This is a genomic window from Thioclava sp. GXIMD2076 (assembly GCF_037949795.1).
In the GTDB taxonomy this organism is placed as follows: domain Bacteria; phylum Pseudomonadota; class Alphaproteobacteria; order Rhodobacterales; family Rhodobacteraceae; genus Thioclava; species Thioclava kandeliae.
On sequence record NZ_CP149932.1, the window covers coordinates 2,066,704 to 2,081,888 of the forward strand.

Sequence of the window (15,185 nt, forward strand, 5' to 3'; positions counted from 1 at the left end):
TCAGATAATCACGCGCGAGGGGGCGAGCACGCGGTAGATGATCCCGCCCAAGAGTGCGCCGAAGATCCACGCATAGCCCGAGAGCACAGCCAGCACAGGCACCCAGACGGTCGCGACCGAGAAGATGGCCGCGATGATGAAGGCGATCAGGGCCGCGTCATTCCAGCCGTTCTTGTAGTGGTAGCGTCCGCCCGAGCGCGCATAGAGGTCTTTCTTGTCGAGATGACCCTTTCGCAGCAGGAAGTAATCGGCAATCATGATCCCGTAAAGCGGTGCAAGAGTGGCGCCCAACGTATTGACAAAGCCAGAGATTCCGACATCGGCGATGAAGCTCACCCAGAGCCCGCCGATCACCAGCGCAAAGCCCGAGGTGATCGCGCCCGCCATGCGGAAGCTGATATGGCGCGGGGCCAGACTTGCAATGCCGTTCACCGCCGGAATAAAATTGGCTACCAGATTGATGCCCACGGTCGCGGCAAAAAAGGTGATCGCGGCGATGATGCCGAGGATCACGCTATCGGTGCGTTCCACGATAGCGGTGGGGTTGATGATTTCCTCGCCATAGACGACAGCGGCGCCTGCGGTGGTCAGGAGGGCAAGTGCCGAGAAGATCACCATATTCAGCGGCAGCCCCGCGAGATTGCCGAGGACCATCGCGCGTTTCGATTTCGCATAGCGCGAGAAATCGGAGAAGTTGATCAGCACCGCCGCGAAATAGGACACCATCGTGCCGACAATGGCGATAAAGCCCGAGATCTCGGTCCAGACCGTCCCGTCGGGATTGGCGAAGATGGTCTGGGCCTGCGACCAGAGCTGGCCGTCGGATTTCACCCAGAGCACGATCAGAAGCCCGACCATCACCGCATAGATGAACGGACCCGCGATGTTAAGGAAGGTCTCTACCCAGTTCATTCCACGCCAGAAAATGACGATATGGAAGGCCCAGACAAGCACGAAGCTGATCCAGTCGATCGTGCCGAGCCCGAGGAAGGTGCCGCCCGAGGTGATGCCCGTGACCGAGCGGATCAGGAGCGCCAGCGCGGTGGAGGCGAAATAGACCTGAACGCCATACCAGAAGACGGCCACGATCGCGCGCAGGATGGCGGGGAGTTTCGCGCCCTGCAGGCCCTGGCTTGCGCGCGCGAGCACCGGATAGGGGATGCCGTAACGCTGTCCGGCCACGCCCGAGAGATTGACCAGTGCCATTACCAGCAGACCCGCAACAATCAGCGCCGCAAAGGCCGTCCAGCCGCTGACGCCATAGGAGATGAAGAGCGAGGCCACCAGCGAATAGCCGAAGAGCGACTGGATATCATTCGCCCAGATGTTGAAGATGGCGAACCAACCCCATGTTTTTTCATGCGGCATGGTCGGTGCCAGCGGGTCGCTGTCATGCGGCGAGGAGGGCAGATAGGTGTGGTCTGGATCGAAACTGGTATCGGTCATATAGGGTCCCCGTGCGGCTTGCGCATTTTTATGAAATGTCTCTGCGGACAGGGTCAGGCTAAACAGCAGTCACCGAGAAATTCGATTCCGGACTCGCGCCAACCCCAAGCATGCTTGCAAAATCCGCAATTCTGCCTGTTTTATGGGCAGTTATCGGGGCGCGGGCGGTCGGTGGCGGCGCCTGCGGCCATTCCTGATATTTTTGCTCACTTTCTCGGGATTTGATCCATCGCAATGTTGCGGTGCTTATCCGAGTCAATCTATCAGGAAGTAACCTGTTAAGGATTCGCTCATGGAACTCGGACAGATCGATGCGCTCGACCGGACATTCGCTCTCGGAGAGGCGCGCAAGGGCTATCGTGGCCGAGTTGCCTGTATCCTGCCGGTCCCCGGTAGCGGGCGTCTGGCGCCCGAAGAAATGGAACGGCGTCTGATCGAGATGGGCTTCATCGAAGGCGTCGAGATCTCGGTCATCCATGAAGCCCCGTTCGGGCGTGACCCGATTGCGGTGCGTGTGGGCGAGGCAACGGTTGCGCTGCGCCGCCGCGATGCTATGGCGATCCTGACGGAGTAGGTTTCCCGACGGAGTATATTTATGCTCGAGCCTGATGCCAGAGCGGATGGTCCCTTGCGGTTGGCGCTGATCGGCGCTCCCAATTGCGGCAAGACATCTCTTTTCAACGCCCTTACGGGGGCCAACCAGCGGGTCGGGAACTATTCCGGTGTGACGGTGGAGCGCAAGATCGGGCGGACGGTGACGCCCGCCGGGAGGCGCTGATGGTCATCGACCTTCCCGGAACCTATTCACTGCGCGCCCGCAGTCCCGATGAGGTTGTGACGCGCGATGTCGTGCTGGGGCGGCGCAAGGATGTAGGTCAGATCGATCTGCTGCTGGTGGTGGCCGATGCCACCCATTTGCGGCCCGGACTGCGGCTGGCGCAGGAGCTTCGGGCGTGCGGGATCCCGATACTCGTGGTTCTGAACATGATCGATATCGCGCGCCATCGCGGGATCACGATCGACGCCGAACGTCTGGAGCGGGAGCTGGGCCTGCCTGTGGTGACCTCTACGGCCGTGCGCCGTGGCGGGATGGAGACGCTCTGGGCCCGGATCGACGCGATGCTGGGACAGGGTCTGCCCGAGCGGAGCGCGATGACGTGGCAGGAACCCACCGCGGCCCAGCTGCGCTTGGCCCTGCGTCAGGCCGACGGCCTGATTGCCCGCACCGTTCACAAGCCCGTTGCGCCCAGAAGCCTGACCGAGAAAATCGATACGGTCCTGCTCAACCCCTTTTTCGGACCGGTCTTCCTACTGGTGCTGATGTTCGCGATGTTCCAGGCCGTTTTCGCGGGGGCGGCCCCTCTGATGGATGCGATCACCGTTTTCGTCGACTGGGTCTCGGCCACGGTCTCGGCGGCTCTGCCCGAGGGGCTCTTGCGCGGATTGATTGTTGATGGTGCGATTGCAGGTGTCGGCTCGGTGATCATCTTCCTGCCGCAGATCGTGATCCTCTTCGCCTTCATCCTGATCCTCGAGGATCTGGGCTATATGGCACGTGCGGCCTTCCTGATGGACCGGATCATGGGCCATGCGGGGCTGCACGGGCGGGCTTTCATTCCGCTCCTGTCGAGTTTTGCCTGCGCCGTGCCAGGGATCATGTCGGCCCGGGTCATCGATGACCGGCGCGACCGGCTGACCACGATCCTCATCGCGCCGCTGATGACCTGTTCGGCGCGCATCCCGGTCTATACGCTGCTGATCGGGGCCTTTGTGCCCGCGCGCAGCATAGGTCCCGGGATCGGGTTGCAGGGGCTCGTGATGTTCGGCCTCTTTGCCGCCGGGGTGATCTCGGCGCTGCTGGTGGCTTTTGTCAGCCGGTTGCTGTTGCGTCGCAACGAGATCGCCGCCCCCCTGATGCTGGATCTGCCCGATTACAAGATCCCGCAGCTGCGCGGGGTAGTGCTGGGGCTCTGGCAGCGGGCGCGGGCCTTCCTGCGCCGTGCGGGCACCATCATCTTCTATGCCTCGGTGGTGGTCTGGGTGCTCTCGACCTTCCCGTTCCCGCCCGAAGGTGCCTCCGAACCCGCCATCAATTACAGTTTTGCCGCAATGATCGGGCATCTGCTCGAGCCGATCCTGTCGCCCATCGGCTTCACATGGCAGATTTGTGTTGCGCTGGTGCCGGGGATGGCCGCACGCGAGGTCGCCGTGGCGGGGCTCTCGACGGTCTATGCCGTCTCGGGTGGCGAGGCGGCGCTGGGGTCGACACTGGCCGCGCATTGGCCGCTGGCGACCGGCGTGTCGCTGCTGGTATGGTATATCTTCGCGCCACAATGCCTGTCGACGCTGGCGGTGATCAAGCGCGAGACGGGCACGGCGCGGTGGATGTGGGTCACGGTGGTCTATATGTTCGGGCTGGCCTATGTGTTCAGCTTCATCGCCTATCATCTGGTGCGGGCACTGGGCGGATGATCGCCTAAGGGTGGTGCAAAATCGCACATATTTTGTTTGCATCTGTGGAATTGTGCGAAGTCAAATCTGCGGTATCTTCGGATCAGACCTTATCGTCCAACCCTCGGAGATACCGATGAAATCCTTGATCCTCGCCGCTGGCCTCGCGCTTGGTATGACCACGATCGCCCATGCTGCCACCGAAGAATACACACTGGACGCAAGCCACAGCCAGATCGTGTTCGACTACAACCACCTCGGTTTCTCGACCACCACCGGCATGTTCTCGGGGTTCGAGGGCACCATCGAGTTCGACGCGCAGGATCCCTCGAAATCCTCCGTCTCGATCGAATTCCCGGCAGATAGCCTGATCACCGGCTGGGATGCGCGCACCAAGCACTTCCTGACCGCCGATTTCTTCGATGCCGAAGCCAATCCGGAAATCTCGTTCAAATCGACCTCGATCGAAGTGACTGGCGAGAAAACCGGCAAGATCACCGGCGACCTGACGCTGAATGGCGTGACCAAGCCCATCACCATCGACGCGACCATGACCCAGATGGGCGAGCATCCGATGGAAAAGAAACCGTGGGTCGGTTTCGACGGAACCACCGTGATCAAACGTTCGGATTTCGACATGGGCATGTATGCGCCCTACGTTTCGGATGACGTTCAGGTCCGCATCTCGATCGAAGCGATGAAAGCGGCTGCCGAATAAGATCCGTTTTGGCACAGGCCCGTTTCGGCCTGCTCCACCACTCGGATGCCCGCTGCGGACCCCGCGGCGGGCATTTTCCGTCTCATGCCACTCGCGAGGGACGCACGAACTCCGCCCGTGCCCGCGCCACTGCCTCGCGGGTGATGCAGCCCTGCGCATGATCGTTGATCAGCCCCATTGCCTGCATGAACGCATAGGCCGTGGTCGGTCCCACGAATTTCCAGCCCCGCTTGCGGAGATCTTTCGAAAGCCGCACCGAGACGGGCGAACTGGGCGCGACCATCAGCTCCATCAGCTCCTCCTCGCGTGGCTCGTAAGACCAGAAGAACGCCGCCAGTGACCCGAACTCCGCCCGCATCTCGAGCGCGCGTCCGGCATTGTTGATTGCCGCCTCGATCTTGCCGCGATGGCGGATGATACCCGCATCCTGCACCAGCCGCTCCACATCGTGCGTGTCAAAACGCGCGACCGTGTCGATGTCGAACCCCGCAAATGCCGCGCGGAAATTCTTGCGCTTGGCCAGAATGGTGCGCCAGCTCAATCCGCTCTGGAACCCCTCGAGGCAGATCTTCTCGAAAAGCCGTGTGTCGCAGCCTACCGGAAAGCCCCATTCCTCGTCGTGATAGCGGCGGTAAAATTCCGGCGCATCCGGCATACACCAGCCACAACGGCAGAGCCCGTCCGGTCCTGTCTCCAGCATGTTCATGATTTACCCCTTCCATTGTCTTGAAATATCCTCGGGGTTGAATTTTTGCGCAAGCAAAAAGAGGGGGCGCGAGCGCCCCCTTTACACCATTGTCCCGGTTCTGTTCGCTCAGGATTTCTGCGCGGTCAGGTCCACATTGATCGTGACGGGGAAGCCAACCGTGCCCTCGTCAGGATAGGCCGCCCCCATTTTCCAGTCGCGCCGGTCGATCTGGATCTGAGCCTTCATCGTGGCTGTGTCGCCATCGATGCTCAGGGTGAAGGGCAGCTCGAGCGGGGCAGTATTGCCGATCAGCGTGAGTGTCCCTTTGGCGGTATGGGCGGGGCCTGCGCCCTCGCGCGTGATATCGGCCTCATAGGTGGCGGTGCTGAATTTCGAGGTATCGAAGAATTCCGTGCCTTTGGCCTGATCGGTGACCGAGCCCAGATCGAGGCTGGTTGTGTCGATCATCACCTTCACATGGCCGGTGCCGGTGCTCTCGTCATAATCGATATCGGCGGTCCAGGTCCCGAAATGGCCCTCCACGGGGCTGCCCATCTGTACGACGCTGAAGCCGAGGCTGCCCTGCGTCACGGTCCAGTTGCCCGCCGCAGGTTGCGCGGGAGCTTGCGTGGCTTGTTGTTCGGCAGGCGCGTCCCTGGGCGCTTGCGCCATGCGCTCTGCCGCGCCCAGAAGCGCGAAGAGGATCACGGCGACCCAGATTACCAGCGCGGCGAGAGCGGCACAGCCATGGGCTTTGGCCGCGTCCTCGCGCCCCGACCAGCGGCCATGCGTCATCCGCGCCAGCGTGCCATCGCGGTCGATCACCACATGTTTGAGCACACCGAGGATATGGAGCGCCAGCGAGACATAGAGCACCCAGACTGCGGTCTTGTGCACATGCTCGGCCACATGGGCGAGGCTTTCGGATTTTGGCACGAAGGGCAGGCTCTGGCCGAAGGGCCACCAGATCGGTGCGAAGCCCTGTTCGGCGGCATGGGTGATCCAGCCCGAAAGCGGCATTGCGAACATCGCGCCGTAAAGCGCGAAATGCACGACCTCGGCGGCCCATGTCTCCAGCCGCCGTTCGGGATGGAGCGGCGCGGGGCGGGTCTGGGTCATCGCCCAGATTACCCGCAGAATGGCGAGGAAGAAGGTCGCGACCCCGATCGTCTTATGCGCGCTGTAGACCGTTTGCAGCGTGGCTGTCGTCTCGGCATTGCGCGGCAGGCTCTCGCCATAGAGCCCGAGCCCGATCGCGCTCAGGATCAGAAGGGCGATTGCCCAATGCAGGCTCCGCGCGATCATGCCATAGCTTAGCGGGGTGTTGGTCAGCATCTGTTTCTCCGGCTGGGTGTCACCTGTCAGTTCCCTTGATACGGGGAAATCGTCGCCGGACCAGCGGGATCTGCGCACAGCGCCTGTGCAAGGCCCCGAAATACGCCAGTTGCTTGCCTGAAAGGCAAAGCCGCGTTAAGGGAGGGCCAGCAAAGGATAGTCTGAAAAGGACAAGGACGCATGAGCAAAGCATTCGTATTTCCGGGCCAGGGCGCGCAGACCATTGGTATGGGGCGGGATCTGGCCGAGGCCTATCCTGACGCCCGGGCCGTCTTCGACGAGGTCGATGCGGCTCTGGGCGAGAACCTCTCGGCCCTGATCTGGGAGGGCGATATCGAGACCCTGACCCTGACCGCCAATGCGCAACCCGCGCTGATGGCGACCTCGATTGCCGCTCTGCGCGCGCTCGAGGCGGAAGGCGTTGCGGTTACGGATGCCGCTTTTGTGGCAGGCCACAGCCTTGGCGAATATTCGGCCCTGTGTGCGGCGGGCAGCCTGTCGGTGGCCGATGCGGCCGTGCTCTTGCGCAAGCGTGGTGCGGCAATGCAATCGGCCGTGCCGGTGGGGCAAGGCGCGATGGCCGCCATTCTGGGGCTGGATCTGGCCGCAGTTCAGGCCGTGGCCGAGGAGGCCGCGCAAGGCGAGGTCTGTCAGGCGGCCAATGATAACGATCCGAGCCAGGTCGTGGTGTCGGGGGCGAAGGCCGCCGTGGAACGTGCCTGCGAGATCGCCAAGGTCAAGGGTGCCAAGCGCGCGCTGTTGCTGCCGGTCTCCGCACCGTTCCACTGTGCGCTGATGCAGCCTGCCGCCGATGCGATGGCCGAGGCTCTGGCAAGCGTTGCGATCCGCGCGCCCAAAGTGCCGCTGGTGGCCAATGTGCGCGCCGAGGCCGTGACCGATCCCGAATTGATCCGCGCGCTTCTTGTCGAGCAGGTGACGGGCTCTGTCCGCTGGCGCGAGAGTGTCGAGTGGATGGCCGCGCAGGGCGTGGACAGCTTCTGGGAGATCGGTGCGGGCAAGGCGCTGTCGGGGATGGTCAAACGGATCGTCAAGGGCATGGACACGCAGGCCTTCGGCACCCCTGCCGATATCGCCAAGTTGAAAGAGGCGTAAGGGGCGCTGCCCCTCTGGAGCCCTTCGGGGCTCCATTCACCCCGGGATATTTAGAGACGCTGGAAGGGGCCGTGGAGCCGCTTTCGCACTGTAACACGACCCGCTTGCGCGGGCATCGAGAGGAAGGAAGAGGCATGTTCGATCTGACGGGCAAGTCGGCGCTGGTGACCGGCGCATCGGGTGGCATCGGTGGCGAGATCGCCCGCGCGCTGCATAAGGCGGGCGCGAAAGTCGCGCTGTCTGGCACACGCGAGGCGCCGCTGAAAGAGCTGGCCGAGGAGCTGGGCGAGGGCGCGTTTGTCTGCCCTGCGAATCTGGGTGATGCGGCCTCTGTCGAGGCGCTGCCGAAGGCGGCGGTCGAGGCGATGGGCTCGCTCGATATTCTGGTCAATAACGCGGGCATCACCCGTGACAATCTCTTCATGCGCATGTCGGATGACGAGTGGAATTCGGTTCTGGACGTGAACCTGACCTCGGCCATGCGCCTGATGCGCGGTTCCATGCGGGGGATGATGAAGGCACGCTGGGGCCGGATCATCAACATCACCTCCATCGTGGGGGCCACCGGCAATCCGGGGCAGGTGAATTATGCGGCGGCCAAGGCGGGGCTTGTGGGCGCGTCGAAATCGCTGGCCTACGAGGTTGCCTCGCGCGGGATCACCGTGAACTGTGTGGCACCGGGCTTCATCCAGACCGCGATGACCGACAAACTCAATGACGAGCAGAAGGCCAAGATCCTCGCACAGATTCCCGCAGCCCGTATGGGCAGCCCCGAGGAAATCGCGGCAGCCGTGCTGTATCTGGCGGCACCGGAGGCCGGTTACGTCACGGGCGCTACGCTGCATGTCAACGGTGGCATGGCCATGATCTGACCGGTTTGCCCCTTGTTTTGTTGAACTCGGGGCGAATTTCCGGCCGATTTTGGGCGGGTGCGTTTAACCGCTTGCCATAGGCTTTCACACTGGCTATTCAGCGTGCAGTCGGGTCGGTGGCAGGAATGCGATCGGCCGCTTCGTTTGGTCATGAGGCGGACGGAGTCTTGAAGCCGCTCTTTTGAGCAATTCAGATGGGCGCAGCCCACGAAACTGGAGAAACAGTTATGAGCGATATCGCAGATCGCGTTAAGAAAATCGTCGTTGAGCACCTGGGTGTCGAAGAAGACAAGGTCACCGAGAATGCTTCCTTCATCGACGATCTGGGCGCAGACTCGCTTGACACCGTCGAGCTCGTGATGGCTTTCGAAGAAGAGTTCGGCATCGAGATCCCCGATGACGCAGCCGAAACCATCCAGACCTTCGGCGACGCGGTCAAATTCATCACCGAAGCCTCCTAATCCTTCGGCGATAGCTTATATAGACGGCGCTCTTTGCAAGAAGGGCGCCGTTTTTATTTTTGCATCTATGTTCTGCTTGCGGCAGGCGGAAGATTGCCGTAGCGGAAATCTGGAAGCTTGCGAGAATCTGCCAGAACCAATTAGAGATTGTGATGGGTCGCGGGGGCTTTCCCCCGCAGACAGAAGCTTTTGTGATTATGTATTAGACCGATCCCGCTTGTATGTTTAAGGCCAATTTGGAAGTTGGGATCACTAGTGGAGTCGGGACCAAGGCAATGACGACTATCCGAGCGGCACATTGGATCAGACGGGGGGCGGCTGTCATCGCGGCGCTCGTGTCTGTTGTGGTGCTCGTGGCCGAGATCATGCCGATGCCGGTCATTCCGTCCGTTATGATGGCGCCGCTGACGCCGCGCGCATTTTTCTCCATCATCGGTCTTCTGATCTCGCTGATGACGTTCCTGCCGCGGAATGCTGCAGGACGCCGGATCCAGACCGGGATCGGTGGGGCGGTCATTCTTGCGGTCTGCGCAACGGTTGCACTCAGCCTCAGGGATATGGCGGTTAGCTTCGAGACGGTGGGCTGGGTGCCGTTGCAGTTATTCCTGAGCGGCGAGATCCTGTTTGTCCTGCTTGCGGCCTCGCTGGTGTTACAGGCGATGCGCTATTACATCTCGGGACAGTTGTTGGTGCTGGTTGGGATCGCCTTCCTGCTGAGCGCGGTTTCCGGCAATCTCGACCGCTCGGAGGCGTTTCTCGGTCTGGCCGATCCGCAATTCCTGTTGGCGGGACTGATGCTGACGCTGTCGGTGCTGCTCTATCAACCCCATCGCGGGGCGGTGCGGATCTTTCTGGCATCCCATCGCGCCAGCGGTGTGGCGCGGCTGCAGCTCTGTCTCGGGGTCGCGGGGCCTGCACTTGTGGGAATGCTGACGGTCGGGGCGGTGAATGTGCCGGTGGTGCAGATCTATGGCGGGCTGATCGTCTCCAATATGATTGCGTTCAATATGGTCGTGATCGTGCTGAACGCGGTCTATTCCGAGCGCAGCGATATTAGCCGTCGCCGTGTCGAGCGCAGCCTTGCGCGTCAGGCGTTGCGCGACAGCCTGACGGGGCTTTTCAACCGTGTGATGTTGCGCCGCCGGTTCGAGCGGGCGGTGCAGCGCGCCCAAACGGATCACGAATTCTTCTGCATGCTGATTTTCGATCTAGATTACTTCAAAAAGATCAATGATATGGGCGGGCATGAGATCGGCGACCAGGCTTTGGTGCGGGTGGCGCATGTGATCTCGGACTGTCTGGAGCGCGAGGATACCGCCGCGCGGCTGGGGGGCGAGGAATTTGCGGTCATCTTGCGCAATACCGATCTGGTGCAGGCCGAGTTGCGCGCCGAGCAGTTCCGGCAGGCGATTGCGGCCCTTCAGGTGCGCATGCGCAACGGGCGCTGGCAGTATCTGACGACCTCCATCGGCGTCGCGCAATGGATGGCGGACGAGAGTTTCGACCAGTGCTATGCCCGTGCCGATGCCGCGCTGTATCAGGCCAAGGCGCAGGGGCGTAACCGTGTGGGGATCGCACCGATCAGCTATGACCCGCTCGATACGATGGAGGTCACTGATGTGCCGGCCTCTGATGCCGAGCGTAATGTGGCGATGTTGCAGCTGGCTCGTGCAACTTTTAAGTGAATTTCCGATCTGCGTTTAACGTAGCGTTAGACTAAACAGGCTTTCCTTCTGGGTGCCGCGGCGGAGCTGCGATATGTCATGGAGGGGATCATGCTTTCTGACGAGCAGACACGCGCGTCGAGCCGTTCGATCAATTCGGAGCGGACCTCCATGGCGGACTGGTTTTTCGTGGTCTCGATCTTTCCGGCATTGGCGGTGTTGCTGCTGGCGATGGTCCCCCTCTTCGGGCATTGGCTCCCGCAATCGGGCATTTTCTCCGCTATTCCGTTGGTCAAAGGCACGCATCCCATGACTTCGATCATGGCGATTCTCCTGTCGGTCTCGCTGTTGCTGCCATTGGAGGGGCGCTGGACGGGTCATGTTGCCCGTTTGCTGGCAGGGCTCTGCCTTCTGCTGGCGGCGGGGCGGTTTGTGCCACAGTTGTCGTCGGTCTACGAACTATCCCAGCATAATGTGAAAACCGGCTATAACTCGGCTATGGTCTTCTTGATCCTGTCGCTTGCGCGGATCGGGCTCGAGGGGGAGCGCCCCAGCCTCGGTCAATTCGCGACCTTTACCGCGCCGGTGATCTTGTTTCCTGCCCTAATCGGCTATATTTTCGGCGATGACGGGCTGTATGGCTATATGTCGCTTGCCACGGCATTGATGGCGGGCGGGCTTATTCTGGGGCTTTTGTGCCGCCGCGCGACAACGGGACTCGTGGCCTCGTTATTTCTGATGGATATGTTCCGCGTCGATCTGGCGCTTGGCGTGATCGCACCGGTCTTCGTGGGGCTCGGGCTGGTATATTTCATGGGATATGGCCCCTATCGGCAGATTGTTGCGGTGGTCATCGCGCATACGGTGGCGTTGAATGTGCTGATCCAGATCGTGGGAATGCACCGGTCTTCCGCGATCGAGCGGCGCAGACGCGAGCTGGAGGAGCAGAGGCTCTGGGATATCGTGACCGACGAGGTCACGGGGCTCTACAATCGTGGCGCCTTGCGCCAGAGATTTTCGGAAATGGCCGATGAGGCGCGCGAGACCCGTGCCGCGCTCAGTATCGTGGTGCTCGATCTTGACGGGTTCGACCGTGTGAATGCCCTGTCGGGATTCGAACATGGCGACAAGGTCTTGCGCGATGTGGCGCAGGCGATACTGCCTTTGATGCGCGATGACGATTTTATCGGGCGGGCGCATGCTGACGAATTCCTGATTTTCTTGCCGGGGTTACGGGCAGCCGAGGTTGCCGTGATTGCCCGACGGCTATGCAAGGCGGTCCGGATGTTGGGACACCAGACGGAAGACGGTCCGTTGACTGCCTCGGCGGGGGTTGCGCGCTGGCATTTTTCAGAGACCTCCAAACAGCTCTATGAACGTGCACTCGCCGCGTTGGAGGTCGCCCGTATCCGTGGGGGCGATCAGGCATGCGTTGCCCCGGGTCCTGACGGGACAAATGCCGTCTGGCGCACCGTGGAGGACGCACCGGTTGCGGGATGGACGCCGGTGACCCCAAGCCCGGGAAGCGGAGCGGAAGATGGCGCGCCAATGCCCGAGCAGGGCAAGAGCACGCTCGACCAGTGGCAGCTGCCCGAGTTCTCCGATCTTTCACAGGTCCGTCTGGCCAGTGCGAAGCCTGGCGAGTAGGCTGCATTCCAGCGACGCTCTGCGCGTGATCTGGCGTAAAACTGCCGTCTTTGCGTCGGGAAAGCCTGTATTTGGCTGTTGCTTTGAATTGCGCGCGAGGGAATGCGCGTGTATGTGATGCCCGAAGGTTAATTAGCCACAAGAGGTATGGCATATGCGTCGGGTCGTCGTCACAGGTCTTGGAATGGTTTCTCCGCTGGCTTGCGGTGTCGAGGAAACTTGGTCGCGTTTGCTGGAGGGCCAATCGGGCGCCGGCCCGATTACGCGCTTTGATGCCTCGGACGTCGTAACGAAATATGCCTGCGAGATCCCGCGCGGTGATGGCACCAACGGCACGTTCAACCCCGATGACTGGATGGCGCCGAAAGAGGCCCGCAAGGTCGACGAGTTCATCCTTTACGGGATGGCAGCGGCTGATCAGGCGGTCAAGGATTCCGGCTGGGCGCCCGAGACAGACGAGGAGCGCGAGCGCACCGGTGTAATGATCGGCGCAGGTATCGGCGGTCTGAAGGCGATTGCCGATACGGCCATCCTGATCAAGGAGCGCGGCCCCAAGCGTGTCTCGCCCTTCTTCATTCCCTCGGCGCTGATCAACCTCGTCTCCGGTCAGGTCTCGATCAAGCACGGTTTCAAGGGGCCGAACCACGCGGTCGTGACCGCCTGCTCGACCGGTGCACATGCCATCGGCGATGCCGCACGTCTGATCCAGTGGGGCGATGCGGATGTGATGGTGGCCGGTGGTGCCGAAAGCCCGATCTGCGAGATCGGGATCGCGGGCTTCAACGCCTGCAAGGCGCTCTCGACCAAGGCCGAGGATCCGACCAAGGCCTCGCGCCCCTATGATGCCGATCGCGACGGGTTCGTGATGGGCGAGGGGGCCGGTGTCGTGGTTCTGGAAGAATACGAACATGCCAAGGCGCGCGGTGCGAAGATCTATGCCGAAGTGATCGGCTATGGTCTGTCGGGCGATGCCTACCACATCACCGCGCCCTCCGAGGATGGCGATGGTGGCTTCCGTTCGATGAGCATGGCGCTGAAACGCGCAGGTATCGAGGCTTCAGAGATCGATTATATCAACGCGCATGGAACTTCGACCATGGCCGATACGATCGAGCTGAAAGCGGTGGAGCGTCTGATGGGCGATGCGGCTTCTAAAGCCACCATGTCCTCGACCAAATCCTCGATCGGTCACCTTCTTGGCGCGGCCGGTTCGGTGGAAGCGATCTTCTGTATCCTCGCGATCCGCGACCAGATCGCGCCGCCGACGTTGAACCTCGATAATCCGGCGGTCGAGACACCGCTCGATCTCGCGCCCAACGCGCCGGTCAAGCGCGAGATCAACGTGGCGCTGTCCAATAGCTTCGGCTTCGGCGGCACAAATGCCAGCCTCGTGCTGCGCAGGGTGGTGGACTGATGTGGCGTAACATCACGTCCAATTTCCTGACTGCCATGATCGTCATCCTCGTGCTTGTCGCGGGGATGGTGGCATGGGCCAAGCGGGAATATACGGTGACCGGTCCGCTGACACAGGCGATGTGTCTGCGGGTCGATCAGGGCGACAGCTTCGTCAAGGTCTCGGCCGATCTGAAGTCAAAGGGCGCGATCTCCTCCGGCTATATCTTCCGGACCGGCGCGGATTATACAGAAAAGGGCGGCAAGCTGAAATTCGGTTCCTATCTGATCGAGCCGGGCGCGACGATGGAACAGATTGTGGACCAGATCACCCGTGGTGGTCCGTCGACCTGCGGCTCTGAACTGGTTTACCGTGTGGGCGTGAATGCACAAACGCTGGCGCTGCGCGAGCTGGATCCGGCGACCGGCATGTATGAGGAACTGGCCAAATACGATCCCGTGGCCGATCCCGAGCCCGACGGGTTCAAGGAGCTGGTCGAAGAGAAGAACATCACCAACCACCGGGTAATCCTCGCCGAAGGCGCTACCAGCTGGCATATCGTGCAGGCACTGAAATCCTATGATTTCCTGTCGGGCGATGTGAAGGATATCCCGGCCGAAGGCAGCCTTGCACCGCAGAGCTATGTGGTGAGCAAGGGCGAGACCCGGGAGACGCTGATCGGCCAGATGCAGGATGCGCAAACGGCGATCCTCAACGAGGCATGGGCCAACCGTGCCGAGGGACTTCCCTATAAAACGCCGGAAGAGGCGCTGACCATGGCCTCCATCGTCGAGAAGGAGACCGGTGTGGCTTCCGAGCGTCCGGAAGTTGCAAGTGTCTTCGTCAACCGGCTGGAAAAAGGCATGCGCCTGCAGACGGACCCGACGGTGATCTACGGGGTGACCGATGGCAAGGGCTCGCTGGGCCGTGGGCTTCGTCAGTCCGAGCTGCGTGCGAACAATCCCTACAACACCTATGTCATCGAAGGGCTGCCGCCGACACCGATCGCAAATCCGGGTAAGGCTGCCATCGAGGCCGCGCTGAACCCTGATTCCACCGATTACCTCTATTTCGTGGCCGATGGCTCCGGTGGGCATGCATTTGCAACCACTCTGGAAGAGCATAACGCCAATGTTGCCAAGTGGCGCGAGATCGAGGCGCAACAGGCGAAGGATGCGGGCGGTAACTAAATCCACCCAAGAGAAATTGAGAAAACCGGGCCTTGTGCCCGGTTTTTCTTTGCGCAACGTGCGTAGGGTTCGTGCAACCTGAGCGCGATTTCCTTTGACAGTCAGGGCGTTGCATGGCATCACTTATGGCATGCTAGGAGAAGTGGGCAAGACGCCGCGGGATGACCCGTTTGGCGTCTTTTTCATTTTGCTCGTGCGGAGTCACCA

Annotated in this window: 14 protein-coding genes; 11 read left to right on the forward strand and 3 right to left on the reverse strand. The window is 61.4% G+C overall.

Features of this window, described 5'->3' with window-relative positions; all coding sequences use genetic code 11:
* Positions 1–1,368 carry an NCS1 family nucleobase:cation symporter-1 gene (locus WDB91_RS10170; protein WP_339114503.1) on the reverse strand — a complete coding sequence of 456 codons (1,368 nt, stop codon included), beginning with the start codon at positions 1,366–1,368 and terminating at the stop codon, positions 1–3.
* Positions 1,369–1,738: 370 nt separating this feature from the next.
* On the opposite strand from WDB91_RS10170, the gene WDB91_RS10175 reads away from it, so the two are divergent.
* The 4 genes from WDB91_RS10175 to WDB91_RS10190 all read left to right on the forward strand — a co-directional run bounded on the left by WDB91_RS10175 (position 1,739) and on the right by WDB91_RS10190 (position 4,615).
* Positions 1,739–2,020 (forward strand): FeoA family protein, encoded by a 282-nt coding sequence (locus WDB91_RS10175; protein WP_339112450.1) that lies wholly within the window; start codon positions 1,739–1,741, stop codon positions 2,018–2,020.
* Between the two features lie 21 nt (positions 2,021–2,041).
* On the forward strand, positions 2,042–2,224 hold the full coding sequence (locus WDB91_RS10180) for a FeoB small GTPase domain-containing protein (protein ID WP_339112451.1): 183 nt from the start codon (positions 2,042–2,044) through the stop codon (positions 2,222–2,224).
* Entirely contained in the window at positions 2,224–3,918 is a 1,695-nt protein-coding gene (locus tag WDB91_RS10185) for a ferrous iron transporter B (RefSeq protein ID WP_339112452.1), read from the forward strand. Before WDB91_RS10180 ends, WDB91_RS10185 begins: the two co-directional genes overlap by 1 nt.
* Positions 3,919–4,033: 115 nt before the next feature.
* On the forward strand, positions 4,034–4,615 hold the full coding sequence (locus tag WDB91_RS10190) for a YceI family protein (RefSeq protein WP_339112453.1): 582 nt from the start codon (positions 4,034–4,036) through the stop codon (positions 4,613–4,615).
* Positions 4,616–4,697: 82 nt separating this feature from the next.
* On the opposite strand, the gene WDB91_RS10195 is transcribed toward WDB91_RS10190, so the two are convergent.
* The gene (locus tag WDB91_RS10195) at positions 4,698–5,321 is read right to left on the reverse strand and encodes a DNA-3-methyladenine glycosylase I (RefSeq protein ID WP_339112454.1); all 624 of its coding nucleotides are present in this window, start codon (positions 5,319–5,321) and stop codon (positions 4,698–4,700) included.
* Between the two features lie 108 nt (positions 5,322–5,429).
* Positions 5,430–6,638, reverse strand: a complete 1,209-nt coding sequence (locus WDB91_RS10200; RefSeq protein WP_339112455.1) for a cytochrome b/b6 domain-containing protein — start codon at positions 6,636–6,638, stop codon at positions 5,430–5,432.
* Positions 6,639–6,818: 180 nt separating this feature from the next.
* Here WDB91_RS10200 and fabD point away from each other — a divergent pair, with 180 nt between their 5' ends.
* From fabD to mltG, 7 genes are all read left to right on the forward strand, one after another.
* Positions 6,819–7,751 carry an ACP S-malonyltransferase gene (fabD, locus tag WDB91_RS10205; RefSeq protein WP_339112456.1) on the forward strand — a complete coding sequence of 311 codons (933 nt, stop codon included), beginning with the start codon at positions 6,819–6,821 and terminating at the stop codon, positions 7,749–7,751.
* Between the two features lie 134 nt (positions 7,752–7,885).
* A complete protein-coding gene (fabG, locus tag WDB91_RS10210; RefSeq protein ID WP_339112457.1) occupies positions 7,886–8,623 on the forward strand; it encodes a 3-oxoacyl-[acyl-carrier-protein] reductase in 738 nt (245 codons plus the stop codon).
* 227 nt (positions 8,624–8,850) lie between these two features.
* Positions 8,851–9,084, forward strand: a complete 234-nt coding sequence (locus tag WDB91_RS10215; RefSeq protein ID WP_066009325.1) for an acyl carrier protein — start codon at positions 8,851–8,853, stop codon at positions 9,082–9,084.
* Between the two features lie 275 nt (positions 9,085–9,359).
* On the forward strand, positions 9,360–10,769 hold the full coding sequence (locus tag WDB91_RS10220; RefSeq protein WP_339112458.1) for a diguanylate cyclase: 1,410 nt from the start codon (positions 9,360–9,362) through the stop codon (positions 10,767–10,769).
* Between the two features lie 90 nt (positions 10,770–10,859).
* A complete protein-coding gene (locus WDB91_RS10225; RefSeq protein WP_339112459.1) occupies positions 10,860–12,395 on the forward strand; it encodes a GGDEF domain-containing protein in 1,536 nt (511 codons plus the stop codon).
* A gap of 154 nt (positions 12,396–12,549) precedes the next feature.
* Positions 12,550–13,809 (forward strand): beta-ketoacyl-ACP synthase II, encoded by a 1,260-nt coding sequence (fabF, locus tag WDB91_RS10230; RefSeq protein WP_339112460.1) that lies wholly within the window; start codon positions 12,550–12,552, stop codon positions 13,807–13,809.
* Complete coding sequence (mltG, locus tag WDB91_RS10235; RefSeq protein ID WP_339112461.1) at positions 13,809–14,978, forward strand: endolytic transglycosylase MltG; 1,170 nt, start codon at positions 13,809–13,811, stop codon at positions 14,976–14,978. The genes fabF and mltG overlap by 1 nt, the downstream gene beginning before the upstream one ends.
* The last annotated feature ends 207 nt before the right edge of the window (positions 14,979–15,185 follow it).